Source organism: Acinetobacter sp. CAU_H_78 (assembly GCF_058599365.1).
Genome location: NZ_CM178652.1, coordinates 1,201,755 through 1,226,302, shown reverse-complemented (window position 1 = coordinate 1,226,302; position 24,548 = coordinate 1,201,755). Strand labels below are relative to the sequence as shown.

Genomic DNA, 24,548 nt, shown 5'->3' with positions numbered 1-24,548 from the left:
TCTCTATGAGCGGTTTTTTTATTGCAATATTATTAGCGAAGCATTTGAGGATTACTCTAATAAAGACTCAAGTTAAGCTTTTCGGTAGTCTGGTTCCAGACCCATTTTGGCCTCAAGCTGGTCATAGCACCACTGGAAGATAAAGGTATATACCAGAATACATAATGTCATCGCCAAATCCAGAAGAAAAGCCTGTGCCAGACCGATCTGTAATGCATAAGCCACCATCGGAATCGTCGCCAGCATCAAACCACCCTCAAATCCAATCGCATGAGCAATCCGTACTTTGATGGTTCTTTTCAGACGATGTTTGGCTTCAAACTTTTCAAAATAATGATTAAACAGCATATTCCAGAACATTGAAGTCACAGCCATCGCAATTCCGAGAGCACCTGTGACCTCAAGCGGCATATGCATGAGCGTACTCAGTAATATGGCAATCACCACCAATAAAATGCCTTCATATAAGGTGGCATGAATCAGTCTTCTTTTCGAAATTAACATTTCAGTTCATCAAGTCAGGAGATAAAAGAATTTTATTTCTTTAAATTTGATTATTCGAGTTAGAATCTATCAATAAAAATGAAAGATAGAATTCATGAATATTAATCAAGAACAGCTACAGATGTTTAAACTGGTTATGGAAACTGGCTCCTTCTCTGCTGCTGCGCGTAAACTTGGTAAAGTTCCTTCTGCAGTGAGTATGGCCATTGCCAATCTAGAAATTGATCTTAATCTGATGCTATTTGAACGCATTGGCCGTGAGCCAAAACCAACTGCACAGGCGAAAGTACTGTATGAAAAAACTGAGCAGCTTTTGGTTGAAATCAACCAATGGAAGCAACATGCCCTAGCACTTAGTTCAGGTCTTGAATCTGAACTGAATATTGTGGTGGTGTCTGAGCTCCTCCATACCCGCTGGACTGATTATATCGTTTTGCTGGAACGGGAATTTCCAGCGCTGCAAGTTAATGTCTTTAGCGCACCTCAGGAAGATGCTCATCACATGCTATTTGAAGGTTCAGCGCAGTTAGCGCTGATGTTTGAGCGGGAGCAATTAGAAACCCGTGAACAGTTTATAGAATTAAAGCGTGAGGTACTGGTTGCTGTGGCGGCCAAACAGCATCCATTAAGTCAATTTCACCAGGTCAGCTATGAACAGATTTTACAAAACCGACAGATTGTTGTTGCCAGTCGTGATCGTAGCATTAAGCCAGAACTGCTCTTTTCCCGGAATTACTGGCGCACTGACAATCATCATTCAGCCTGTAACATGATCCAGCAAGGTTTGGGCTGGGGTGTACTCCCTCTGGAAATGATCAATGAACAGCTACATTTGCAGGAGCAGCTACAGATCTTGCAGCTGCTCGATTTCACCCCAAAATTTGAATATTTTGTCGATCTGGTCTGGAGCCGGGAAACTCGACTGGGTACAGCTGCTCATTTTTTGATTAATCACTTGCGTCAGCAGCGAAAAACCGACCATTAATCACAGAAATTCAACGACAGTCTACTTGGTAAGAGGATGATTTATGATATATAAGAATGCATAAGCAATAACCATAGAACTAGATCGTAATGACATTAACTGCATTAAACCAATTAAAAAACTTGACGACTATTGTGGCAGATAGCAGTGATTTAAGCGCAATTGAGAAATTTCGCCCTCTGGATGCAACCACAAATCCATCTCTGATTACTGCTGCAGCGAAACAGCCTGAAAATCAGGCCTTGATTGAAGCAGCTTTTCAACAAGCCCAGCAAGAAGGCTATGTGAATAATGCCCTGATTGAACGCACGATTGATATTTTGACTGTCAAATTCGGTGTTGAAATTTTAAAACTGATTGAAGGTCGTGTTTCGACTGAGGTGGATGCTTCCCTGTCTTTTGATACTGAAGCGACCATCGCCAAGGCTAAAGAATTACTTGCGCTGTATGATCAATATGGGATTAATTCTGACCGCATCCTGATTAAGATCGCATCGACTTGGGAAGGCATTCAGGCAGCGAAAGCACTGGAAGAAGAAGGTATCCATACCAATCTGACCTTATTGTTTGGCCAGCATCAGGCCCATGCCTGCGCTGATGCCAAAGTGACTTTAATCTCACCTTTTGTCGGCCGCATTCTAGACTGGTACAAGAAAGCGGAAGGTGTTGAGTCGTATCCGATCGAAAAAGATCCGGGTGTACTCTCAGTAAAGCGCATTTATGAGTTCTATAAAGCACATGGGATTAAAACTGAAATCATGGGTGCAAGCTTCCGTAGTATTGAGCAGGTCTTGGGCCTCAGCGGTTGTGATCTACTGACTGTTGCACCAAACTTGCTGGAACAACTTGAAAATGATCAGCGTGAAGTTCAGGCTCAGCTTTCAGCCAAAGATATTCAATCTCAAGGTGAACTGAATCCAATCAGTCATGCCGATTTTGATGCTCAACTGAAACAGGACCAGATGGCCAGTGAATTACTGCAAGGTGGTATTGATGGCTTTATCAAGGCACGTGAGCAACTGGCGGCTTTATTAAAGGAAAGTTTTTTGAGCACTACCTAAATTCACAGCGAATTTATAGAATTTCTGCAGACCGATGTTGCTATAATGCCGCATCGGCTTTTTTCATTTTTGCGAGTTCTTCGTGTTTGGTATCACAGATCTAACGACCTTTATCATTGGGACAACGTTAATTGTGTTACTGCCGGGGCCGAATTCCCTCTATGTCATGTCGATTGCCTCCCGCTTTGGTATCAAGACCGGTTATATGGGCGCCTTAGGGGTTTATACCGGTGACCTGATTCTGATTCTATGTACGGCGTTAGGCGCAGCCTCTCTACTTCATGCGTTTCCCGTGCTGTTTATTGCCCTGAAAATTATTGGTGCTGTTTATCTCAGTTATCTTGGTATCAAACTGATCATTGCCGCCTATCAGACTTTCTTTCCGAAACAGTCGTCACAACGTGTTCAGATTAAAAAGACTACTCCTGAAACTGTCGGGTCGATTCAGCCCTTCCGTACAGCATTAACAATCAGTGTTTTAAATCCTAAAGCGATTCTGTTCTACCTGTCTTTTTTCGTGCAGTTTGTTGATCCTGTTTACCCTTATCCGGCACTGACTTTTGCACTCTTGGCTTTAATCCTGCAACTGATCAGCATGACCTACCTTTCAATCCTGATCTTTTCCGGGGTCAAACTCGCGAGCTATTTCAACCAGAATTATAAATTGACCGCTGGCGGGGTTGCTTCAGTAGGAATTCTATTCTGCGGGTTCGGCATCAAACTGGCGACATCTACTTTCTAAGAATCAGCAGCTTTCTGGCAAGAGCAGCGCTTTCAAAAATTGTTAAAAACATTGTGTTGAGATATGAAAAGCGTATGATTTAAACGCATTTAAAAATAGTGTCATGGATGATGCCTAAACTTTTACAAGATCTCTCCTTTCCTGCCATCATGGCGGGTTTTATTACCTGCATGATTGGGATCAGCGTATCCGCCGTACTGGTCATTGAAGCAGCCCAAAGCCTGGATGCAAATGCAGCGCAAATCAGTTCCTGGTTATGGGCACTCGGCATAGGTATTGGGGTTTCCGGCTTTCTGCTTTCCTGGAAATATCGTTATCCGATTTCCACCGCCTGGTCGACAGCCGGTCTAGCGTTAATTATTGCCTCCGCAGGCCATTACAGTCTGGCCGAAGCGATTGGCGCTTTTCTGATTTGCGGCATCCTGATTGCCTGTCTGGGATTTTTCGGAATATTTGACCGGATTTTTCAGTTTATTCCACAAAGTTTGACCAGTGCCATGCTGGCTGGTGTCTTGCTGAAATTTGGAATTTCGGTATTTGGCAGCCTGCAACAATCCTGGAGCTTTGTGCTCACTGTACTGGCCATCTATCTCATTTCCAAAAAAATGAGTACGCGTTATAGCATTGTTATTACTGTGCTGCTTGCAATTGCACTCTGTCCGTTCTTTATCGATTTTACGCTTCCACATTTGGACTGGAGCATCGCCCAGCCTGTATGGACCACACCAGAATTTAGCCTGCAAGCTATTTTAGGACTGGCTCTTCCGCTGATGGTGATTAATCTGGCATCGCAATATTTACCTGGCCTGGCCGTGATTAAAAGCTATGGCTATCCACCCAAGGTGAATCCGATTTTAGGCTGGACGGGCCTCACTCAGGCGCTTCTCGCTCCTTTTGGCTGTTTCAGTGTTAATCTTGCCGCGATTAGCGCAGCAGTCAGTCTGGATGCACAAGCCCATCCTGATCCGGCTAAGCGTTATATCGCAGGTATGAGCTGTGGTCTGTTTTATATCCTGATGGGTTTCTTCGCTGCGACCCTGACCAGCTTATTGATGGCTTTTCCGGGTATTCTGATTACGGTTCTGGCTGGCATTGCCCTGTTTGGCACCATTGGCCACAACATTGCACTGGCTTTTCAGGACAGTCATGACCGGGAAGCCGCACTGATGACCTTTCTGTTCAGTGCATCCAATATCCAGTTTTTTGGCATAGGTTCAGCTTTCTGGGGCCTACTGCTTGGTTTGATGGTTTATTTACTATTTAGGCTTAAACCTCAGCTGGCTTAAATTCATGAAAATAGAGATGACTTATGTCTATCTCTTTTAATGTCCTGCCGTTTGAGAAAACAGATTAATGACCACCACACCGGAAATAATCAGGGCAATACCAATAAAAGCAGGAAGATCCAGCGCCTGCTTAAATACAATATAACCGACAATGGCTGTGAGAATGATCCCTACACCGGCCCAAATCGCATAAGCAATGCCTAAAGGAATTACCTTAATCACCTGAGACAGCAAATAAAACGCGATACAGAATAAAACGACCACCGCTAAAGAAGGCCACAAACGGGTAAAGCCTTCAGATTTCACTAGAAATGTAGATCCAGTGACTTCGGCAATTATAGCCAAACCCAACAATAGATATGCCCAAGTCGCAGGATTCATTTTTTCACTCTCCAAATCTATCTTTCCTAAACCAAAGCTTAGTTATGTCTTAAGAAATAAATTATTTATCACTGTATGTTGAGGGGTGAAAGCTGATGCAGAAAATCCAGCGTCTTGATAAAAGTCTGCTGACTTTCTTTCTTGCCCATAAAGAACTGATATTCATGAATCAGCCAGGCTTTTGATTCGGGATAAAAAACTTCTGTCACTGGAACTTGCTGTGCTTTTAAAGCTTTGATAAAAGGCAAGGATTGGGTGTCGGTCAGAAAGTCCTTGTTGCCCCCGCTAATGAATACTGGCGGATAAGACGGCGTAATATATTGGATTGGAGAAATACGTTTGAGAAATTCGGCATCATTTTTACGGTCACCTGTATAGGCCTGAATCAGGCTATATACTCCCCACTCTACGATCTTCATTTCATCAGGTGCGGTACTGGCGAATGACTCCAAGTCATAAATACCACAGTGCAGAATCAGACCTTTAAGTTGGGAAGGTTCCAGATAAGGCTGAAAATCAGATTGTTTGGCGAAGTCAGGATTTGTTAGAAGCGCAGCATAATGGCTAGCCATATTCGCCCCGGCTGAATCTCCGGCCAGATATAAATTCTGGGCATCAATATGGTATTCGGCTGCATGTTGAGTAATAAACTCCAAGGCCTGATCAATCTGATGTAACTGACTTGGATAAATCGCTTGAGGTGCAAACTGATATTGGACCGATACCACGTTATAACCTTGCGCAGCCAGAAGTTTAAAATAACCCCGGGCATGTTCTTTGGAACCAGAAATCCAGCCACCACCATGAATCCACACAATAGTTGGTTGCGGGCCAATAGTTTTGATATTTTGTGGTTGATACAGATCCAGAGAGAGCTTTTTCTGCGGTTCATAGACCATATTCTGATGCACGATGACCGAACCTGGTGCATAGCGATCCATCACCTTTTGCTGCATCCCTGTGGTCAAATTAAAAGCACCGGCAATGACCCGGCTATTCTGTACAGTATTTTGACAGCCTGCCAGAATAATTGAACAGAGCAGCAATAAATGAATGACAAAGAACCTCAAAACCTTCCCCCTCGATCAGCCAAAAAATAAGCCTAGGCAGTTTAAACTATCCCCAGAAAAACAGCGTCATTTATCCTGTTATTTTTGATCAATAAAACCTGAATTCCTAGTTTTTTACTCTGTTTTTTCTTTCATCAAATCTCTGCTTTTATGTGAAAAATATCTGTAATTTAAAGATTTTTTGCCATTTTTCAGCTTTTTGCAATTGCACCCTTGGGCGCACTATGCTATCAATAAATCAGAGCGTAAAAACACACAACATGCGGAGAAAAATCATGGCTTACCAACATATTTTAGTCCCAGTAGACGGTTCAGATATTTCCTTTTCTGCAGTTCGACATGCAGCCAAAATTGCCAAGGCATTTGGCAGTAAACTTTCCCTGATCAGCCTGATTGCAGAAGACCCTTTTACCGAAGCTGACTTCTACTACAGTTCAACCATCATGAAAGAGTATTTTGCTCAAGCTCATGCCAATGCAAAAAATGCCCTAAAAGAAGCCACTGCAATTGCAGGCAGTGAAGGTATAGAAGCAGATTCCCGCATTGTAACTGGTCTGGTAAATGCCGAACATATTGCTGAGACTGCAGAGGAAACCCAGGCTGATCTGATCGTCATGGGTTCACACGGCCGTAAAGGCTTCCAGAAAATGATTCTGGGCAGTTTCGCACAGGATGTTCTTGGCGCCAGTCAAATTCCGGTGTTAATTGTTAAAAAATGATCTAATTTGCGCATCTTCAAGGTGCGCAATTTTTTCAGGCAGTGTTTCTGTCTGAACCCTTCTACAGTGAACCTCCATTTTCTAAATGATCATTTCACTGCATATTCTAAAAATGAGGAGGCACCATGCAAAACTATGAACATATTCTTGTCGCACTCGATGAATCCTCGATGTCCTATGCTGCAGCTGAACATGCCCGTGAGCTGGCCAAAGCTTTTAATAGTAAGGTGACATTGGTCAGTATTATTGCTGTAGATCCATTTAAAGGCGTGGACTTTTATAAGGTTGCTCCCGCAGTTACTGACTATTTCATGCAGGCAGAACAACATGCACTAGATCTTCTAAATGAGATCAAGGAAAATTTTGTGCATGATGGTACACAAGTCACTACCAAGATCATTCATGGTATGGCACCTTCTGAAGGAATTCTTCAGGCAGCGCAGGAAGTTCCGACCGATCTGATTATCATGGGCTCACATGGCCGCAAAGGTCTGCAAAAACTGATGCTGGGCAGCGTGGCACAGAATGTCCTTTCCCAGTCCGAGATTCCGGTATTGATTGTGAGACCTTAACGTAACCCAGACAACAAAAAAGCCTGCGATGCAGGCTTTTTTTAGCGAACTTTTTGATTCAGTTCGTTCAGGAAGAGTTCAGCATCCAGCTGGCTATTAAATACTTTTTTGTATTCTCCAGCTTGCTGAATAGAATGCGGTGTATATTGAAGGGAGATTTCAAACAGACCAGTCGCAGCATTTCTGCTGACATGAACCGCAATAATATGCCGAGTATTTAAATAAAAACCATCTTCGATTTTCACTAACATCTTGAATAAGACCTCTAGTATATCAATTTGAAGATTTCTTCATGTTTAATAGAAAAGTATAGTTTTACTTTCCTATCTAGCCTCTTACTGTAAACCTTTTATGTGACTGATTTCACATTATAGTATTTTAAATGCGCTTAAATTCACCATTTAAAATAAGTCAATAATAAAAAGCCGGATCAGGTGATCCGGCTTTTTACATAACGATCTTATACGCTTAACATGCTGTTCAATGTCTCTGAGACATTTTTCGATTTCACCTGTGGTTTTAAAGCTTCAAGTTGTGCTTTGACTTCACTGCGTTGTGGTTCAATCAGGGTATACCAGCGTGAAAGCACCTGAAGTAGACGTGAACCGACAATCGGGTTTTTCTGATCCAGATATTTCGCCAGCTCGATATAATGCTGCACACCAAAGCTCCAGGTATTGACCGGATTGGCATTCAAACCGCCACTCACCGCACGGATACGGTTTGGCACTTTCAAGTCATAATCCGCATGCTCAGTGAGTGCTTTAATTGTTTCTGCAGTCGCTTTTGGATGAGCTGCTTGCAGCATGAACCATTGATCCAGTGCCAGTGCTTCATCTTTAAAGCGGTTATAAAAATCATCCAGAAATGCTTTGGCTTGAGGGGCGTCATTCCATACCAGCACACGCAAGGCACCCAAACGTTCAGACATATTGCCTGTGTTTTGGTATTGCTGCTCTGCCAATTCAAATGCACTTTCATCACCTTGACGTGCAATCAGCATTAACATGATATTTTTCAGTGCACGTACACCCATCGCCTGAGAGAAATCTGACTGCAACTCAGGATCCAGACTCAGATAGATTTCTTTAGCTGTGGCTCCAAAGGCACGTGCCAATTTATGCAGCAAGGCATCACGTTTTTCCTGGATCATGGCTGGATTGTAGTCTGTATCAATCCGGCTACCCAGGTAACCTTCTGCCGGTACATCAAATAAGCGCGAAGCCAATAGCGGATCTTTCTGAATCAGATCAGGCAAGGTATTCAGCATTGCCTCGATATAGATTTCAGAAGGTTGATCATCCAGCAGAATGCGTTCTAATAAAGTCTGGGTCGCCTGCCACTGGTTAAAACCATTGGTTTCATATTGCAACAAGAACGCCAGTTCTTGTTCAGAGTAATCAAAATGCAGATCAACGGGTGCAGAAAAGTTACGTAGTAAAGAAACAACCGGCTTGCTGGTCACACCGCTAAACTCGATGGTCGCTTCATCCTGATCAAACAGATACACCCCATCTTTGACGCCATTTTCAAATAAGGCATCAGAGTTCAGGCTCAGCTGCTCACCGGTATTCGCATCAAACAAGGCCAAAGCCACTGGAATCGGAACAGCTTTCAGATTCGGATATTTCGGATGAGCTTTCAGACTTTGCTTAAAGCTAAGACGATAAGTTTGTGCATCTGCATTATACTCACCTTTTGCGACCAGTTTCGGTGTACCAGGCTGGTTATACCAAGTCAGAAAGCTCGATAAATCTACCCCTGAACCGGCAGTCAAGGCAGCCACCCAGTCTTCAACCGTTACGGCCTGACCATCATGACGACGGAAATATTCATCTGTACCTTGACGGAATTTTTCTTTACCGAGCAAAGTCGCCATCATACGGTTAATTTCTGCACCTTTTTCATACACGGTCGCAGTATAGAAGTTATTAATTTCTACAAAATGATCCGGACGTGGTGGATGTGATAAAGGGCCAGAATCTTCCGGGAATTGATGCGCTTTTAGTACTGCCACATCATCAATACGCTGTACCGCAGCAGATTGTAGGTCTTCAGAGAAAGACTGATCACGGAATACAGTCAAACCTTCTTTCAAGCATAGCTGGAACCAGTCACGACAGGTAATCCGGTTACCCGTCCAGTTATGGAAATACTCATGAGCAATCACGGACTGTACACGCATGATGGCAGCATCAGTTGTATATTCTTCATCAGCCAACACGCATGAGGTATTGAAGATATTCAGACCTTTGTTTTCCATCGCTCCCATGTTGAATGCGCTGGTTGCTACGATCATGTAATTATCGAGGTCATATGGCAGACCATAATGCTCTTCATCCCAACGCATGGAATGCTTTAAGGCTTCCATCGCGATTTTACATTTAGGAATGTCCTTTTCTTCAGCATAGATTTCCAGTGCCACATCACGACCCTCTGATGTGGTATAGCGATCTTTCATCACTGCCAGATCGCCAATCACGCAGGCAAATAAATAGCTTGGTTTCTTGGTCGGGTCTTGCCAGAGTGCATAGTGACGGTTTTCATCCACTTCGCCGGTTTCGATCAGGTTACCGTTAGCCAGTAGAACCGGATACTTTTTATCGGCTTCAACACGCGTAGTAAAAACTGATAAAACATCAGGACGGTCTGGATAGAATGTGATTTTACGGAAACCTTCCGGTTCGTTCTGAGTGACGAACAAATCTGAACTGGCCTGATACAGACCTTCCAGCATGGTATTACTTTCCGGATGAATCTTGACAACTGTTTCAATGGTCGCCTGATCTGGAGCATTGCTAATCACCAGTTGCTCAGCATCCAGAATATAATCTGATGCATTTAGTGGCTGACCATTTAACTGGATCGATTGCAGTTCCAGGTCACGGCCAAGCAATACCAGATCACCTGCTGTTTGGCGCTGCATCTCCAGTTTGCTGCTGACCAGCGTATGATCATCATAGACTTGAATATTCAGGTCGATTGAATCTACAACAAAAGAAGGTTTTTGATAGTCTTTTAAATAAATGGTTTGATCTGCTTCGATCACCGGATTCGCCGCGATATTCATATAATGTCCTGATCCTTTATTGCACAGCTTCTAAGGCAAAAGATTGTCAATGTATTGATCATACGCCTTGATCTTGAACCTGTCTGTGCATTTCATTTGTATTGTATATGGGAATAATTACTGATCTTTTCAATTGAGCTACATCAAAATATACGATAATCGCCTTATATTTGCCCGATATCTAAAATCCCCATCTCTAAAACAACTTAAAGATAAAATAAAAAAAGCTTTCATCTGCATTGTATGATTCCTTTATGCATGTTTCCTGCACATGCAAAGTATTACTTCAATATGAAAAATTACTACCTAAATTCAGGACAACCTTATCCAATTTAGATGCTGGGCGCTGCAAAACCTGACTTCTAAAAGATTAAGTTCTGGTTAATCTGCGTTCTGAATTTCATTTTAAATGCACAAATGACATGCACCAGTTTGAATGCATTTTGTCTCACCCAACAGCAATGGCAGGATTCAAAGAAAGATATATGCCAAGTTTTCAGCCAATATCATATTTTTTTACATTTTCTTATGTGTTTGATTTAAAAATATATAATTTATGATTAATAGCAATTCCGAAATACTGATTAAAAAATGAGCATGGTTTTTGCTACAGTCTAAGTGTGTTTTCTCCAAGCGCAAAAACTCCAAGAATAACGACAACAAAGAAATTGAGGTGAGCTATGTATTTAAAACAGCATGTGGTACGGATTGAAAATCTTAAAACACTTCAGGTTCTGGATCAGGCCAATATTGATCACAAAGTCATTGCCCTGTTCATGAGTTCTGAAGGCGTTCAGCTACAAGCGCATGAGGTCAGTGCGATTCTGAATACTTATGATGCACTTGGTGCCAAAAAGGTTCCATCCAAAAAAGTGCAGGCATTGATTCAAGCGAAACATCAAGGAGAGGAAGACGAAACATTACCCTGCCCCGTTTAAAAACGATAATCCAGTTTTCTTGAATACAGGGCTACTTCGGTAGCTCTGTTCGTTTAAAGACTCTCTTCTCCTAAAAATCTGCTTTATTAAAAATATTCTCAAATGACGCGTGATTTTGATGAGCTGTGTATAATCGCAGTTTCTCTTTATTCTGGAGTTGTGCGCAATCATGGTATTCAACGTTCTGCAAAAACAGCTAGATGAAAGTACGCAGTGCCCGCTATGTAAGGCCTCCATGTACTGGATCGAGGCAGAACAGTATGATCAGGATATTACTTATCATGAATGCAGCCACTGCCAGCATCAGCTCTATACCGACCAGAAACACAACTGTTATTGCGATCAGTGTCTGGCTCAGCGTAAACGTATGCTGAAAGAAGTCCGTTTACAGGAAAACCGGAAATTTCATAAAAAGCAGGATCGGCATGAATATGAGCTTAATCAGCTCAGCTTTATAAATAAACTGTTTCTGCTCTCGATTCTGGATGAACAGGTTCAGGAACATAGTCAGCATCAGGAATATATTGACTGGCATGCCATTAAATATTATTGCATCAGCCCGAATTACCTGTATCAGCATGGTCTGGTCAAAAATCTGCTGAAAGATCAGATTCTAATTCCTAGAGATATTCAACAAGAGAATCAGCAGTACTATATTAATGTACGTCTGGATGGCTATTCTGAGCCAAGCCTGTTTAGTATTACCCAGCAATTGCGTTACTGGTTCTATGAAAATCTGAGTAAAGGCGTGCCTTTTAAAAGTTCGGATGAAGTCAAAGATGCACTGTATTGCTTGTTGTATCAGGAAGTCATTCAATTCGCACAGTTCTATTGCCGTAGCTGGGGTATCCAGATTGCGGGCAATCAAAGTTTTCAGACCTTCTGCTATCGCCTGCTCGATGTTTTAGCAGTGGGACAGATTTATTATCTGGTGCAGTCGGCACTCGAATATCTGTATCAGCAGAAAGCTTTAAAACCACGAAATGAAAATTTCATTAATACCAATTTACTGAAAAAGACCCTACAGCAGTATCGGGAACGTTCAGTGAATGAAAAATGGGAAACCTCTATCCTGCCTCGTCCACCACAATTGCCTTTGAGCAAGATGAGCAGCATCCTGTTCTTCCGCTTTCTTGGTTATGATGAAAATATTTTCTTCCAACCGATCTGGCGTTCATGGCAGAAGATTGAACCACGCTTGAAATTTTATTCACAAAAACGCTGTATGCATTGCGGCTCACAAGAGCTTACTGTTGAATATGATGCCAGCGATTATGTCAGCCTGTTATGCCGTAACTGTAAGCATCAAGACCATTATTTTACCCGCTAAGCATTTAGCAGCCCTATTCATATTTGAAAGATCATGATGATGAATACTTCCGTGCAACAATTACAAAACACTCTTCTCGATCAGATCTGTGAAGCCTGGTCATTGCTTCAAGCGCAGCAACCCTTGGTGCATGTGATGACCAATGCGGTGGCCAGCAACTATGTGGCCAATATCTTGCTGGCTGCGAATGCTTCACCCGCCATGATTGATAATCCTTTTGAAGCAGAGAGCTTTGTCAAAATTGCCGGGGCACTCAGTTTAAATCTAGGAACACCGACTACCGAACAGGTCGAGGCGATGCAGATTGCTGCGAAAACAGCACACAGCATTCAAAAGCCATGGGTACTAGATCCTGTCGGTTATGGAAATGTACTGCATTGGCGTTCAAGTGTTGTGGATCAGCTCATGACCTATCAACCCACAATTTTACGGGGGAATGCTTCAGAAATTGGTGCTTTTGCTGGAAAGAATATCGAGTCCAAAGGCGTCAATAGCACTGTAGATAGCTCGGAAGTCTATCTACAGGCGCAGTCCTTACTGGAACAATGTGAATGTATCGCTATTTCAGGTGAGTCTGATTACATTATTTCCAGAGATTATCCGGTGATTCAGGTTTTAGGCGGTTCATATTTACAGCCGCGCGTCACAGCAACTGGATGTGCCCTAGGCGCACTGATTGCAGCGTATAGTGCAGTAAGTTCTCCTGCGATCGCAGCGCTCTCTGCTCATGTTCATTTTGCAATCGCCGGTCAATTGGCTTTTGCCAAAGCACCGACCTTAGGCCAGTTTAATGCTGCATTTACCGATGAGATCCATCAATTGAATATAGAAACGATCCGTCAATATGCAGACTTTCGGATTTTGGCGGATTAAGCATCAGTCGGGTGTTTTATAATGAACACATAGAACACCCTATTACACTATTCAACTTATTTTTTAGATAATTAAAGTCAGCCCAATCTGGCAAAAATAATTTTTCAAGCGCTCAAGCTGAGTATTGTGTAAGCTTTGGATGAGCTTTTGTATCTCGAATTTGTCTAAAATCTTTCAAAATTACGTGAAATATATATTTTACCACTTAGTCAAATTCACACTTATTTTTAAACTTTATTTAAATTTGCTTAATAATTCTAAATACAGCATGTCTGGAATTTGATACTTCATTAAGATTTCTTACTTCTAAACCAGTAAAACCTATTACGCATTCTTGGCTTCTGAAATATTCAATACTCCATTTGGCCTGAAGAATAAGCTTAGGTGAGCATTAATATCTAAGTCATAAATAATATTCAATAAAAAAGTCAGTTGCCCTTAAGCAACTGACTCAAAAAAATAACAAAGACAGGCGATTAACCCTGATAATGGATACTCACCGATTTAATCCGGTTATTTTCGATTTCCATTACCTTGAATTGAACACCTTGGTAGTTCAGTTCAGTGCCTACCTCGACCACACTATTGGTTTTATCCAGAATCAGACCGGCAACACTGATATAGCCTGCATCTTCATCAATCAGATCCAGCATACCGAGCTCAAGTTCTAACTGATACAGGTCCAGCATACCGGACGCAATCCAGTGTGTATCATCAACTTTGACCAGATCCAGCTGCTCATCGGCATCCGGGAATTCACCGGCAATTGCCTCAAACACATCTAGCGGTGAAATCAGACCTTGTACATGACCAAATTCATCGCTCACCAGCACCAGAGAGCCTTTTGATGTACGCAAGGTATTAATCGCGTCAATCACCTTCATTCTTTCAAAGATATAGATAGGACGATGACGCTTGATCAAAGCTTTTAATTCTTCCGGTTCATCCAGTACATCTAACAGTTCTTTAGCACGGACGATGGTAATCACCTTATCCAGACTGCCCCGGCAAACCGGAAACAGGCTGTGGGGTACAGACAGGATTTTTTCACGAATCTGTTCCGGACTATCCTCCAGATCGACCCAGGAAATCTGGCTTCGTGGGGTCATGATCGATGCTACAGAACGCTCTGCCAAGGTCAATACTCCGCCAATCATATAGCGTTCTTCATCCGCAAAGGTTTCCTGCGCCTCATGCTGAGTAGTACTGGTAGTTTCCAGCTTGGCACCCATCAGTTGGAGAATACTGTTGGCGGTACGATGACGCAGCGGAATCTTGGCTTCATGTTTCGCAGCATTGCGCTGACTAAACTGGTTAAAGGCTTCAACTGCAATAGCAACGCCAATACCAGAATAGATGTAGCCTTTCGGAATATGGAAACCGAAACCTTCTGCCATCAGGCTGATCCCGATCAGTAACAGGAAGCTCAAACACAGAATCACGACCGTAGGATGACGATTTACAAAGTTAGTCAATGGTTTAGACGCCAATAACATCACGGCCATCGCGATAATCATGGCTGCCATCATGACATAGATATTATCGACCATACCTACGGCGGTAATTACCGAGTCCAGTGAAAATACGGCATCCAGGATGACAATCTGAGCCACAACTGCCGTAAAGCCCGCATATGCCACCTTGGTCGTGACCTGTATTTCAGGCTTGCCTTCAATTTTTTCATGAAGTTCGGTAACGGCTTTATAGAGCAGGAATAAACCACCAAAGAGCAGAATCAAATCCCGTCCGGAGAAAGTCCAGTTAAATAATTGAATAAGCGGTTGAGTCAAGGTGACTAACCAAGAGATCGCAAACAGCAGACCTAAACGCATCAGTAAGGCTAAGGATAGACCGATCACGCGGGCCTTATCACGCTGTTCAGGAGGAAGTTTCTCAGCCAGAATAGCAATAAAGACTAGGTTATCAATACCTAAAACGATTTCGAGAATAATAAGAGTAATTAAACCAACCCAAATTCCGGGATCTAATAAAAATTCCATTAGAACACCATCCCGTTTGAGTATGTAAGCAACGAATATGGAAGATCAACGCACGGCGAGGGATCCATTTAATTTAACCTTTTCGACTTAAGATGCATCCATTATGCATAAACTTATGATTTTTGAACAATAAAATTTATGAAAAACTGTTGCACCGCTTTGCCTCTCCTTATTCTAAAATCTTTTAATTTTCAAATCATTGGCCTGAATCTGTTATATTCTACATAACTCATTACAAATTAAAGAAAATTTAGGCTTCTTTTTGACCCTAAGCGCATTAAATCTATCTGATAGAAGCCTGAGATATAAATTACTGTTTCTCTTAATATTCGTATCTATTCATGCATCATAAAATATTGAATCATCCACTATCCTGCTACACCGATTAAATCCACTTATCTAAAGACATATTTTAAATATGGATTTTTTTATTAAAATAGTTCATACACGTTATAAATAGTTAGTCGTGGGATCAAAAAGATGCATAAGTTTCTCATCCAAAACGGTTTTATTCGATGAGTGACCAATTTAAATGTACTCGCTCTAGCTTTCGATCAGATTTGAGAAATCCGAATCTGCATCGTGCTACAGATTAAAAAATGTATCAGAGCATTCATTTAAACAGCATCGATTTTGAATTGTATTTCCGCATACTCACCAAAAGTAAGATATGCGCAGGTCGGCCATTTATCCATATGGTTTGCCAATCCAGTTTTTATTCAGACTCTAAACCTAATCTGGAGCCTTAAGATTTGCATGTCATATCAATGCCATTCATCTGGATAAAGAGAGTTACAATTTGCCCCCGATTGATCTACAACATGTAAATCACCTGATTTTTTTGATGTTAAGAAGATCTAACAAATGCAATCTCGTTAACATTTTAAAAATAAAGGTTGAAACATGTATAAACTTTTACATAAAATGTCAGTGCCCTAGAAAAATAAATAAAAGGAACATTTCATGACTAAAAAATATGCAAAATTTTTACCTTGTGCAGAAGACTTTAATTTAGAAAACTTTCCATACTACTGGGTGACTCAAGTTCATGCCCAATATGTCCTAAATGTAGATCATGCACTTAAAAAATATGGTGTCGATAATTCACGTCGCCGTATCTTGCTTGCTCTTAAAGCCAAACCACATGCCAGCGTTTCTGATCTGTCAGAAATGGTCGTATCTAAAATGTCGACAACCACCAAGATTGTTTATCGCTTAAAAGATGAAGGTCTGGTTGAAACCTATTCCTGTGAAGACGATGCTCGTATTACCCGTGTCGTGCTGACTGAAAAAGGAATGGAAATGACACATAAAATTAATGACCTGACCAATGTTGTACTGGAACAGTCATTTGAAGGGCTAACCCCATTACAAATTGAAAAAACTATGGAAAGCTTACGCCATATCTTTAAAAACTTGGCCCGTTAAGTATTTTTTCAATTTTGAATTTAGCTGGCGAGATCAATAACACCTTTTATAATAATTAACGATCCGCCATTGCTTTCTAGGTTTTAGGAATCAAAAAAGTTCAGCTGTGGACTGGCTTTTTTGATTCTTTCTTTTGGTACATGTGAACATTCGAACTCCTCTACTGGAAATCCCTGTACAAAGCTGCGAATATCTGGTTGTGTGAGATTCAGCCATTCATGTAAACGTTCATGCGGAATCACAATGACTGAACGTTTAATATTTCCCGGCTCATGAAACTCTTTCATCATGGGATGGTCTATTGCATCCATCGTAATCATACTGGCCGAACGTACAATTTCATCCTGCACCCGTGCAATTTCATAGAGTGCCGCAATAAAGGTCGCTTTTCCATCCTTGCGTCTGACGCCCCAGCGCTGTGGTTTATTATCAAAATACTTTGACTCATAAAATTCCGAGACGGGAATCACCCCAAACTTGCATTTGACTGTCGCTTCTGCAAAGGTTGGTTTTTGCAGCAAAGTTTCATTTCTGGCATTGTAGGTTTTTGTCCCAATCGTTTTATCCTCTGCCCATTTGGGAATAAAGCCAAAGTTAACCGAGCGCCATTCCAGACCTTGATCAGATTGAAATAACAAGGGGGTAGCATAATTCGGATAGACTTCTTCCGGATATTCAAAGGGAATTTCCGGCAAGCCCAGATCATGTATTTGCTGTGAAGTTAAAGGCTTAAAGTTGGCACACATGCTTAAATCAGACAGATCACTTGATGTTCTGATTATAGCTTGATGCCAAGCTTAAACCTGTATGGATTATGGATAAGTTTCTATCATTTAATATTATTCACTGGGTACAGTCAGCCAGTGAGTACGGGTGAATTCCTCAAAAATCCAGCGTCCATTAAAACGCCCAAGCCCAGAGTTTTTCTCTCCCCCAAACGGAGCATTAGCCTGATCTGCCACACTAATACCATTGATATGAGTCATACCGATATCCAGCTGTTCTGTAAAACTGATACCACGTTCAATATTCGAGGTACAAACCGCACTGGATAAGCCAAAACGGGTATCATTGGCCAGCTTTAAGGCATGTGCTTCATCACGAGCTTTCAGTACTGGCAGAATCGGTCCAAAACTTTCTTCCTGAGCCAGTGGAGATTCAGGTGCTACCCCAGTAAAGATATGTGGATAGACCAGATTACCTTCTATCCCCCCTTCGTATACCAGCTCTGCACCCTGCTCTTTTGCACTTTGAATAATCTGCTGATGTTTTTTGATCTGACTTTGATTGATGATCGGCCCAATGATGGTCTCTTCTAGATTTGGATCACCCACAGCAACAGTTTTCACTCGCTCTAAAAGTTTTTCCACATAGGCATCATGAATAGACGCATCGACAATGACCCGATTGGTGCTCATACAGATTTGCCCCTGATGCATAAAGCGCCCCATGATTGTCAGTTCTACTGCCAGATCAAGATCAGCATCATCCAGAATCACCAGTGGCGCATTTCCGCCCAGTTCCAGCGCCAGACGTTTAATTCGAGGGCTGGCTAAGGCTTTGCTTCCTACATTCTGTCCGACTTCTGTAGAACCCGTGAATGAGATCATTTTTGGAATCGGATGTTCGACAAAATAGTCACCAATTTCACTGCCTGCACCTGATACCACATTGAGCACACCTGCAGGTAAGCCAGCTTCTTCAAACAGCTTTCCTAATAAGGTTCCACCTGTCACTGGCGTATCACTTGCTGGCTTGAGTACCACACTATTTCCACAGGCAATCGCTGTTGCTACCGAACGCATGGATAAATGAAATGGAAAATTCCATGGGCTAATGACACCAATCACACCCAAGGGTTTACGCAGTACTAGACTTTTACGTTGGGGATCTTTGCTCTCCAGCTGTTCAGTCTTGATCTGCTCCGGAAATTTCTGACTTTCCTGAATAATGGATAAAGCAGCGCCAACTTCCAGACCCGCTTTAAAACGGGTACTTCCAGACTCAAGAATTAACCAGTCAATAATTTCATCTTGGCGTACCTGAATCACATGTTGTAGTTTTTGCAGGATTTGCTGTCTTAACTCTACTGATTTAATAGCACCCTGCTGAAAGGCTTTATCAGCTGCCGCATAAGCCGCATCAACATCTGCAGTACTGGCCGCCTGCAAAGTAAAGATCGTATCCTGGGTGTAGGGATTCAAATTCTGAATCATTTTCTGGGAACGGCCGGGTTGCCACTGACCCGCAATAAACTGCTGATCCAAATTTTGATATGCCATGCTGTTCTTCCCTGCAATTTATTGATTTGCTTTTACTTTAGCAGAGCCATTTCAGGATGGAAGTGACAGCGACGAATTGTTACGCTTTTATCTTTAGCTTTATAAGTAAGTGGAACTTACTGATGCATGATTCTCTTTTATCGCAGTTTAAATCTTCCAGTACATCAGCCAAAATACGATTCTTAGAAATTAAAAATTGTGAATTAAACTGAGTCTTAAATACACTATCCAAAGATCTACAACTACCCAGCATGAGGAGCTGTAAACACTCATAGGAATAGCGATTTGCAAATATAAAGCTACTGTTTAACAGATAATTATTATTAAAGTTTTCTCCCTTAACCTTACTCTGTTTTAGGTGTTCAGTCAGTTAGTTTACATTCCAAAAATACATTTTTAACCTTAGATCTTATTTTAGAGCAATAAAAAAAAGCCCCCGAAGAGGCTTTTTTTTCAAGTTACAGGATTAGTCACCTGTATAACCTTTAAGCTTTAAACGCGCTGCATGTAGAAGCGGCTCTGTATAACCTGATGGCTGTTCACCACCTTTGAAGATCAGGTCAGAAGCAGCCTGGAATGCAATGCTATTGTCAAAGTCAGCAGCCATTGGCTTGTACAGTGGATCATTGGCATTTTGCTCATCCACGATTTTCGCCATGCGTTGCATTACTTCTTCAACCTGTTCACGCGTTACGATCCCGTGACGTAACCAGTTTGCAACGTGCTGAGAAGAAATACGTAAAGTTGCACGGTCTTCCATCAAGCCCACATCATTGATGTCTGGAACTTTAGAACAACCTACACCCAGATCAACCCAACGAACAACATAACCCAAGATACCTTGACAGTTATTTTCTAGTTCTTTCAGTTTCTCTTCTTCAGACCAGTTTGTATCAGTCGCAAGAGGTGGTGTTAACAGATCATCTAAAGGCAATGCTTCAGTTGCAAGCAATTCTTGCTGACGGTTTGCCACGTTAATTTGGTGGTAGTGAATTGCGTGAATCACTGCACCTGTTGGAGATGGAACCCATGCACAGCTTGCACCTGCTTCTGGATGTTCAGTCTTGGTTTTGTACATGTCTAACAGCATGTCTGGTTTTGGCCACATGCCTTTACCGATCTGTGCTTTACCACGTAGACCTGTTTGCAGACCTACCATCACGTTGCGGTTTTCGTAAGCTGGGAACCATTTTTGGCCTTTGATTTCGCCTTTACGAACGAACGGACCTGCTTCCATGAAGGTATGGATTTCATCACCTGTACGATCCATGAAACCGGTGTTAATGAAGATGGTACGGTCTTTCGCCTGAGCAATACAGTTTTTCAGATTAACCGAAGTACGACGCTCTTCATCCATGATACCGATTTTCAGGGTTTTCTCAGGTAAGCCAAGCGCTTGTTCAGCACGTTCAAACAGCTCAACCGCAAATGCAACTTCTTCTGGACCGTGCATTTTTGGCTTAACGATGTACATCGAACCTTTGCGTGAGTTCTTGATCGTGTTCTCACCACGGATATCAGCTACAGAAAGCAATGGAGTTACCAATGCATCCATGATGCCTTCGTAAATCTCTTCGCCATCTACAAGGATCGCCGGATTTGTCATCAAGTGACCAACGTTACGAAGCAGCATCAATGAACGGCCATGAACCTTGGTCTCACCACCTTCAACATTTTTGAAGGTGCGGTCAGCATTGAGTTTACGGGTAATGGTCTTGCCATTTTTTTCGATAGACTCTTCAAGCGTACCTTTCATCAAGCCTAACCAGTTACGGTAGCCTTCGACTTTTTCTTCAGCATCAACTGCTGCAACAGAGTCTTCCAAGTCCTGAATCGTTGTTACAGCCGCTTCAAGCACAACGTCTTTTACACCTGCTGCATCTGTCTGTCCAATTGGGCTGTTTGCATCAATCTGGATGATCGCGTGCAGGCCGTTATTTTTCAGTACGATTTCAGTTGGTGCAGAAGCTTCGCCATTGTAACCAACGAATTTAGAGCTATCTGCAACAGTTGTGGTAGAGCCGTCTTTCAGCGTTACAACCAGTGCATTACCTTCAACTGCATATTTGGTTGCATCAGCATGTGAACCTTGTGCCAGCGGGAATGTTTCATTTAAGAAGTTTTTCGCGAATGCGATAACTTTTTCACCACGTTTCGGGTTATAGCCTTTACCTTTTTCAGCACCATCTTCTTCAGAGATCACGTCGAAGCCGTATAAAGCGTCGTATAAAGAACCCCAGCGTGCATTCGCTGCGTTCAGGCAGTAACGTGCATTACGTACTGGAACTACCAGCTGTGGGCCAGCCAATAGTGCAATCTCTTCGTCTACATTTTCAGTGCTGATCTGGAAATCTTCTACTTCTGGTAATAAGTAGCCAATTTCAGTCAAGAAAGCTTTGTAAGCTTGTAATTCAAATGTGTTATTGCGATGCCATTCATCAATTTTAGCTTGAATATCATCACGCTTAGCCAAAAGTGCTTTGTTTTTAGGGCTAAGATCAACAACGACTTGTTCAAAGTTCTTCCAGTATGTTTCGCTGTCCAAACCAGAACCTGGTAGTGCTTCATTTTCGATAAAATCGTAAAGTTCTTTAGCAATCGCTAACTTGCCTTTTTGAATACGTGCAGTCATTGTCTTTCCTGATATTGCTACTTTTTATACAAGAGATTCTAGTATACCGATTAAAATCTAGCTGAATAGTACTATCACACCGCAAAATAATGAGCATTTTTCCAATAAGAATACCCTCATATCCTTATTAAATGATGTCTCACACGATGCAATATCATCCTGCTAAATACCCTCATGACAGTGTATAAAGTTTTTGAAATGTAGAAATTAGACTTAAGTTCAGATTTTTGAATAAAAGTTGTCCGTTCTTTTTATACAAGGTCATATTTAGATCAAGATTAAGCCATGTTTGGCTGAGCTTGTCGATCTTTGACGCAATGAAATGCATAAAAAAGCGCCGGTCATGACCAGCGCTTGTTGTATTTATTCAGGCTCGCTTGAAGCTATTTTCTCGATCTGGCGATGTTCAGAATGCAGATATTCATCTGACTGCATCTCTAGCAAACGTGAACGGGTCCGTTCAATTTCAAAAGCCAGTCGCTCACCTTTATAAAGATCAACGATATTATCTTCTGAAGTCAGCAATAATTTGACTCCACGGTCATAAAATTCATCAACCAGATAAATGAAACGGCGTGTGGCATCATTCAGAAAATCGGTTAAATGCGGCACATTACTGACCAATACTGTATTGTAAATATTCGCAATTTCAATAAAGTCAGCTGGACTACGCGGTTTTAGACACAGTTCAGAGAACTCACACCACAAGACATCTTCAGTATGTGCCACAGTTTCAACAATACGGTTATTGATGATAATTGGCTCTTGAGAGGAGGTTTGGGTTTGAGTCAGTGCAGTATAGCGATGTGCCAACCAGTTTTTATTGTCGTGCGTTAATGGATACTTGAATAACTGCGCCTGCTTTAAGACACGTAAACGGTAATCCACACCGGCATCTACATTCAGAATGACACAGTTTTTCTTAACCATTTCAATGGTTGGTAAAAAACGGTCACGATGAATCCCGTTTTTATATAAACCATCCGGTGCAATATTCGAAGTCGCTACTAGCGTAATGCCACGTTCAAACAGCTTCTGGAACAGATCACTCAGAATCATGGCATCTGTCACGTTAGATACAAAGAATTCATCAAAACAGATCACCACAGCATCTTTATAAATCTGATCCGCTACCAGATCCAGCGGATTGCGCTGGCCTGAAAGCTTGTTTAACTCACGATGCACATGCTGCATAAAGTGGTGAAAGTGCATACGGGTTTTACGGCGAAATGGAATCGACTCATAAAACTGATCCATGAGCCAGGTCTTTCCACGACCTACTCCACCCCACATGTATACACCTTTTGGCGAAGTCTGACGACGGAAACGGCGAAAGGCCTTCTTAGAAGCTTTAAAACGCTGAATTAATTCCAGCCAGGTACGATTCAGCTCATGTACTGCCATGGCCTGTGCATCATCAGGCATAAACTGTCCTGAAGACAAAGCCTGTGCATAACGTTCTGCAGGAGAGATCGGACTAAAAGCGGTGCTGTGCTGTGAATTAAAATCGGACATAGGTTTCGTACTATTCAGGATCTGTTTAATTATAGCGGAGTTTAGAACGCACACTATAACACTTTGGCATTAACTAACTTAGGCTATTTTATATATTGCCGAGGACTTTGCCCAAACCAGCGCTTAAAGGCATGGTTAAAAGCAGCCGGTTCGGAATAACCCAATAACTCTGCAATCATTTCAATCGAATACTGTTTATATTCAATGAGTCGCAAAGCTTTATCTTTAATAATCTCTTCGCGAATCTGTTTATAACTGGTATCGAACTGCTGTAATTGATGGCGTAAAGTACGTTCTGGAATATTCAGAGCCTGAGCCGTTTCAGCCATACTCGGCATCAAACCGGTTTGCAGCTCAAGATAATCCTGTACTCGCTGTACCACAGTCGGGACATCAGCATCTTCCGCCAGACGTTCCAGTTCAGCCAGACACTTTGCTTCATAGACTGCAAAGGTCTCCGCATCTGCTGAAGGAATCCGGATATCCAAAATAGCCTCATCAAACCAGAATGCAGCTCTTGCAGCACCAAACTGTACCTGTGTTCCATAATAATCATGATAGATTTTCTGGGTAGCAGGTTGTTCCGGAGCGGCGAAAGGCAGTTCAATCTGCAGGTCAGGCTTGGACAGGCCCATCATCTTGTAAATATCGCGAATGAACTTGAATGTACCTGAAATCTCAGCTTGCGCGACCAGCATTCCCAGATGATCTTCCGTTTTCTTGGGATAATAGCAAAGCGCACTGCGGTACTCACTTTGCTCTAGTCCCAACTGACCGGTAAGATGCGTCAATTGCTGAAAACGAATTACCTGATGCATTGCATCCCGTACGGTTGGACTGGTCACCAGTAACATCAGCAAAGGCCCATAACCTGCCAATGCATAATGCTGGCCGATCAATAAACCCTGTTCTGGCTGGATATCCTGACCCACTACTTTGAGCACATCATATTCCACGCTTGGGTGAATAATTGAAGTCGGATCAAGCGCATCAACACGCAAGCCGATATTTTGCAGTTTTTGATCGACCTCTATGCCAGCCTTGCGCATGCCCTGGATCAGATACATCAGACTGAGAACAGAACGTTTCATAACCATACAAATACAATGTGATAGCTCTAGTTGTACTATAAAAATAAGCAATCGGCTATTGCCGTTTAG

The 24,548-nt window shown here is 42.1% G+C and carries 21 protein-coding genes; 10 read left to right on the top strand and 11 right to left on the bottom strand.

Annotated elements, in window-relative coordinates:
- Positions 1-72: 72 nt before the first annotated feature.
- Positions 73-504, bottom strand: coding sequence for a chlorhexidine efflux PACE transporter AceI (aceI, locus tag AC4MCD_RS06030; protein ID WP_419364882.1), 432 nt, complete (start codon positions 502-504; stop codon positions 73-75).
- A gap of 94 nt (positions 505-598) precedes the next feature.
- Here aceI and aceR point away from each other — a divergent pair, with 94 nt between their 5' ends.
- The 4 genes from aceR (at position 599) to AC4MCD_RS06010 (ending at position 4,578) form a co-directional block, all read left to right on the top strand.
- Complete coding sequence (gene aceR / locus AC4MCD_RS06025) at positions 599-1,489, top strand: HTH-type transcriptional regulator AceR (protein ID WP_419364884.1); 891 nt, start codon at positions 599-601, stop codon at positions 1,487-1,489.
- An 89-nt stretch (positions 1,490-1,578) separates the two neighbouring features.
- A complete protein-coding gene (tal, locus tag AC4MCD_RS06020) occupies positions 1,579-2,550 on the top strand; it encodes a transaldolase (protein WP_159124304.1) in 972 nt (323 codons plus the stop codon).
- Between the two features lie 82 nt (positions 2,551-2,632).
- On the top strand, positions 2,633-3,292 hold the full coding sequence (leuE, locus tag AC4MCD_RS06015; RefSeq protein WP_179992453.1) for a leucine efflux protein LeuE: 660 nt from the start codon (positions 2,633-2,635) through the stop codon (positions 3,290-3,292).
- Between the two features lie 110 nt (positions 3,293-3,402).
- Positions 3,403-4,578 (top strand): benzoate/H(+) symporter BenE family transporter, encoded by a 1,176-nt coding sequence (locus tag AC4MCD_RS06010; RefSeq protein WP_419364886.1) that lies wholly within the window; start codon positions 3,403-3,405, stop codon positions 4,576-4,578.
- 36 nt (positions 4,579-4,614) lie between these two features.
- Here the strand turns inward: AC4MCD_RS06010 and AC4MCD_RS06005 are convergent, their stop codons facing one another.
- The gene (locus AC4MCD_RS06005; protein ID WP_004783937.1) at positions 4,615-4,959 is read right to left on the bottom strand and encodes an SMR family transporter; all 345 of its coding nucleotides are present in this window, start codon (positions 4,957-4,959) and stop codon (positions 4,615-4,617) included.
- Positions 4,960-5,027: 68 nt separating this feature from the next.
- The gene (locus AC4MCD_RS06000) at positions 5,028-6,029 is read right to left on the bottom strand and encodes an alpha/beta hydrolase (RefSeq protein ID WP_419364889.1); all 1,002 of its coding nucleotides are present in this window, start codon (positions 6,027-6,029) and stop codon (positions 5,028-5,030) included.
- A gap of 275 nt (positions 6,030-6,304) precedes the next feature.
- On the opposite strand from AC4MCD_RS06000, the gene AC4MCD_RS05995 reads away from it, so the two are divergent.
- Both AC4MCD_RS05995 and AC4MCD_RS05990 read left to right on the top strand, forming a co-directional pair.
- A complete protein-coding gene (locus AC4MCD_RS05995; RefSeq protein WP_125279008.1) occupies positions 6,305-6,748 on the top strand; it encodes a universal stress protein in 444 nt (147 codons plus the stop codon).
- A 125-nt stretch (positions 6,749-6,873) separates the two neighbouring features.
- A complete protein-coding gene (locus tag AC4MCD_RS05990) occupies positions 6,874-7,320 on the top strand; it encodes a universal stress protein (RefSeq protein ID WP_419364891.1) in 447 nt (148 codons plus the stop codon).
- A gap of 41 nt (positions 7,321-7,361) precedes the next feature.
- Here AC4MCD_RS05990 and AC4MCD_RS05985 read toward each other — a convergent pair whose 3' ends face one another.
- The gene (locus AC4MCD_RS05985; RefSeq protein ID WP_004783945.1) at positions 7,362-7,571 is read right to left on the bottom strand and encodes a hypothetical protein; all 210 of its coding nucleotides are present in this window, start codon (positions 7,569-7,571) and stop codon (positions 7,362-7,364) included.
- 209 nt (positions 7,572-7,780) lie between these two features.
- On the bottom strand, positions 7,781-10,390 hold the full coding sequence (gene pepN / locus AC4MCD_RS05980) for an aminopeptidase N (RefSeq protein WP_419364894.1): 2,610 nt from the start codon (positions 10,388-10,390) through the stop codon (positions 7,781-7,783).
- A 680-nt stretch (positions 10,391-11,070) separates the two neighbouring features.
- Between pepN and AC4MCD_RS05975 the strand changes: the two genes are divergently transcribed.
- The 3 genes from AC4MCD_RS05975 to thiM all read left to right on the top strand — a co-directional run bounded on the left by AC4MCD_RS05975 (position 11,071) and on the right by thiM (position 13,531).
- Positions 11,071-11,328 carry a hypothetical protein gene (locus AC4MCD_RS05975; protein ID WP_004783954.1) on the top strand — a complete coding sequence of 86 codons (258 nt, stop codon included), beginning with the start codon at positions 11,071-11,073 and terminating at the stop codon, positions 11,326-11,328.
- Positions 11,329-11,497: 169 nt separating this feature from the next.
- The gene (locus AC4MCD_RS05970; RefSeq protein WP_419364896.1) at positions 11,498-12,658 is read left to right on the top strand and encodes a hypothetical protein; all 1,161 of its coding nucleotides are present in this window, start codon (positions 11,498-11,500) and stop codon (positions 12,656-12,658) included.
- A gap of 39 nt (positions 12,659-12,697) precedes the next feature.
- On the top strand, positions 12,698-13,531 hold the full coding sequence (gene thiM, locus AC4MCD_RS05965; RefSeq protein ID WP_419364898.1) for a hydroxyethylthiazole kinase: 834 nt from the start codon (positions 12,698-12,700) through the stop codon (positions 13,529-13,531).
- A 476-nt stretch (positions 13,532-14,007) separates the two neighbouring features.
- Here the strand turns inward: thiM and AC4MCD_RS05960 are convergent, their stop codons facing one another.
- On the bottom strand, positions 14,008-15,531 hold the full coding sequence (locus AC4MCD_RS05960) for a TerC family protein (protein ID WP_313483988.1): 1,524 nt from the start codon (positions 15,529-15,531) through the stop codon (positions 14,008-14,010).
- 963 nt (positions 15,532-16,494) lie between these two features.
- On the opposite strand from AC4MCD_RS05960, the gene AC4MCD_RS05955 reads away from it, so the two are divergent.
- Positions 16,495-16,959 (top strand): MarR family winged helix-turn-helix transcriptional regulator, encoded by a 465-nt coding sequence (locus AC4MCD_RS05955; protein WP_179992445.1) that lies wholly within the window; start codon positions 16,495-16,497, stop codon positions 16,957-16,959.
- Positions 16,960-17,042: 83 nt separating this feature from the next.
- On the opposite strand, the gene AC4MCD_RS05950 is transcribed toward AC4MCD_RS05955, so the two are convergent.
- The 5 genes from AC4MCD_RS05950 to AC4MCD_RS05930 all read right to left on the bottom strand — a co-directional run bounded on the left by AC4MCD_RS05950 (position 17,043) and on the right by AC4MCD_RS05930 (position 24,479).
- Positions 17,043-17,705 (bottom strand): SOS response-associated peptidase family protein, encoded by a 663-nt coding sequence (locus tag AC4MCD_RS05950; protein ID WP_159124314.1) that lies wholly within the window; start codon positions 17,703-17,705, stop codon positions 17,043-17,045.
- A gap of 93 nt (positions 17,706-17,798) precedes the next feature.
- Positions 17,799-19,241 carry an aldehyde dehydrogenase family protein gene (locus AC4MCD_RS05945; RefSeq protein WP_419364900.1) on the bottom strand — a complete coding sequence of 481 codons (1,443 nt, stop codon included), beginning with the start codon at positions 19,239-19,241 and terminating at the stop codon, positions 17,799-17,801.
- A 466-nt stretch (positions 19,242-19,707) separates the two neighbouring features.
- On the bottom strand, positions 19,708-21,873 hold the full coding sequence (locus tag AC4MCD_RS05940) for a malate synthase G (RefSeq protein WP_419364902.1): 2,166 nt from the start codon (positions 21,871-21,873) through the stop codon (positions 19,708-19,710).
- A 363-nt stretch (positions 21,874-22,236) separates the two neighbouring features.
- On the bottom strand, positions 22,237-23,388 hold the full coding sequence (gene zapE / locus AC4MCD_RS05935) for a cell division protein ZapE (protein ID WP_166135048.1): 1,152 nt from the start codon (positions 23,386-23,388) through the stop codon (positions 22,237-22,239).
- Between the two features lie 83 nt (positions 23,389-23,471).
- Complete coding sequence (locus tag AC4MCD_RS05930; RefSeq protein ID WP_312209421.1) at positions 23,472-24,479, bottom strand: AraC family transcriptional regulator; 1,008 nt, start codon at positions 24,477-24,479, stop codon at positions 23,472-23,474.
- Positions 24,480-24,548 lie beyond the last annotated feature (69 nt).

Excerpts from the sequence above, each read along its gene's own strand:
- aceI (WP_419364882.1), bottom strand. The coding sequence starts at position 504 with ATGTTAATTTCGAAAAGAAGACTGATTCATGCCACCTTATATGAAGGC.
- aceR (WP_419364884.1), top strand. The coding sequence starts at position 599 with ATGAATATTAATCAAGAACAGCTACAGATGTTTAAACTGGTTATGGAA.
- tal (WP_159124304.1), top strand. The coding sequence starts at position 1,579 with ATGACATTAACTGCATTAAACCAATTAAAAAACTTGACGACTATTGTG.
- AC4MCD_RS06010 (WP_419364886.1), top strand. The coding sequence starts at position 3,403 with ATGCCTAAACTTTTACAAGATCTCTCCTTTCCTGCCATCATGGCGGGT.
- AC4MCD_RS06005 (WP_004783937.1), bottom strand. The coding sequence starts at position 4,959 with ATGAATCCTGCGACTTGGGCATATCTATTGTTGGGTTTGGCTATAATT.
- AC4MCD_RS05995 (WP_125279008.1), top strand. The coding sequence starts at position 6,305 with ATGGCTTACCAACATATTTTAGTCCCAGTAGACGGTTCAGATATTTCC.
- AC4MCD_RS05990 (WP_419364891.1), top strand. The coding sequence starts at position 6,874 with ATGCAAAACTATGAACATATTCTTGTCGCACTCGATGAATCCTCGATG.
- AC4MCD_RS05985 (WP_004783945.1), bottom strand. The coding sequence starts at position 7,571 with ATGTTAGTGAAAATCGAAGATGGTTTTTATTTAAATACTCGGCATATT.
- pepN (WP_419364894.1), bottom strand. The coding sequence starts at position 10,390 with ATGAATATCGCGGCGAATCCGGTGATCGAAGCAGATCAAACCATTTAT.
- AC4MCD_RS05975 (WP_004783954.1), top strand. The coding sequence starts at position 11,071 with ATGTATTTAAAACAGCATGTGGTACGGATTGAAAATCTTAAAACACTT.
- AC4MCD_RS05970 (WP_419364896.1), top strand. The coding sequence starts at position 11,498 with ATGGTATTCAACGTTCTGCAAAAACAGCTAGATGAAAGTACGCAGTGC.
- thiM (WP_419364898.1), top strand. The coding sequence starts at position 12,698 with ATGAATACTTCCGTGCAACAATTACAAAACACTCTTCTCGATCAGATC.
- AC4MCD_RS05960 (WP_313483988.1), bottom strand. The coding sequence starts at position 15,531 with ATGGAATTTTTATTAGATCCCGGAATTTGGGTTGGTTTAATTACTCTT.
- AC4MCD_RS05955 (WP_179992445.1), top strand. The coding sequence starts at position 16,495 with ATGACTAAAAAATATGCAAAATTTTTACCTTGTGCAGAAGACTTTAAT.
- AC4MCD_RS05950 (WP_159124314.1), bottom strand. The coding sequence starts at position 17,705 with ATGTGTGCCAACTTTAAGCCTTTAACTTCACAGCAAATACATGATCTG.
- AC4MCD_RS05945 (WP_419364900.1), bottom strand. The coding sequence starts at position 19,241 with ATGGCATATCAAAATTTGGATCAGCAGTTTATTGCGGGTCAGTGGCAA.
- AC4MCD_RS05940 (WP_419364902.1), bottom strand. The coding sequence starts at position 21,873 with ATGACTGCACGTATTCAAAAAGGCAAGTTAGCGATTGCTAAAGAACTT.
- zapE (WP_166135048.1), bottom strand. The coding sequence starts at position 23,388 with ATGTCCGATTTTAATTCACAGCACAGCACCGCTTTTAGTCCGATCTCT.
- AC4MCD_RS05930 (WP_312209421.1), bottom strand. The coding sequence starts at position 24,479 with ATGAAACGTTCTGTTCTCAGTCTGATGTATCTGATCCAGGGCATGCGC.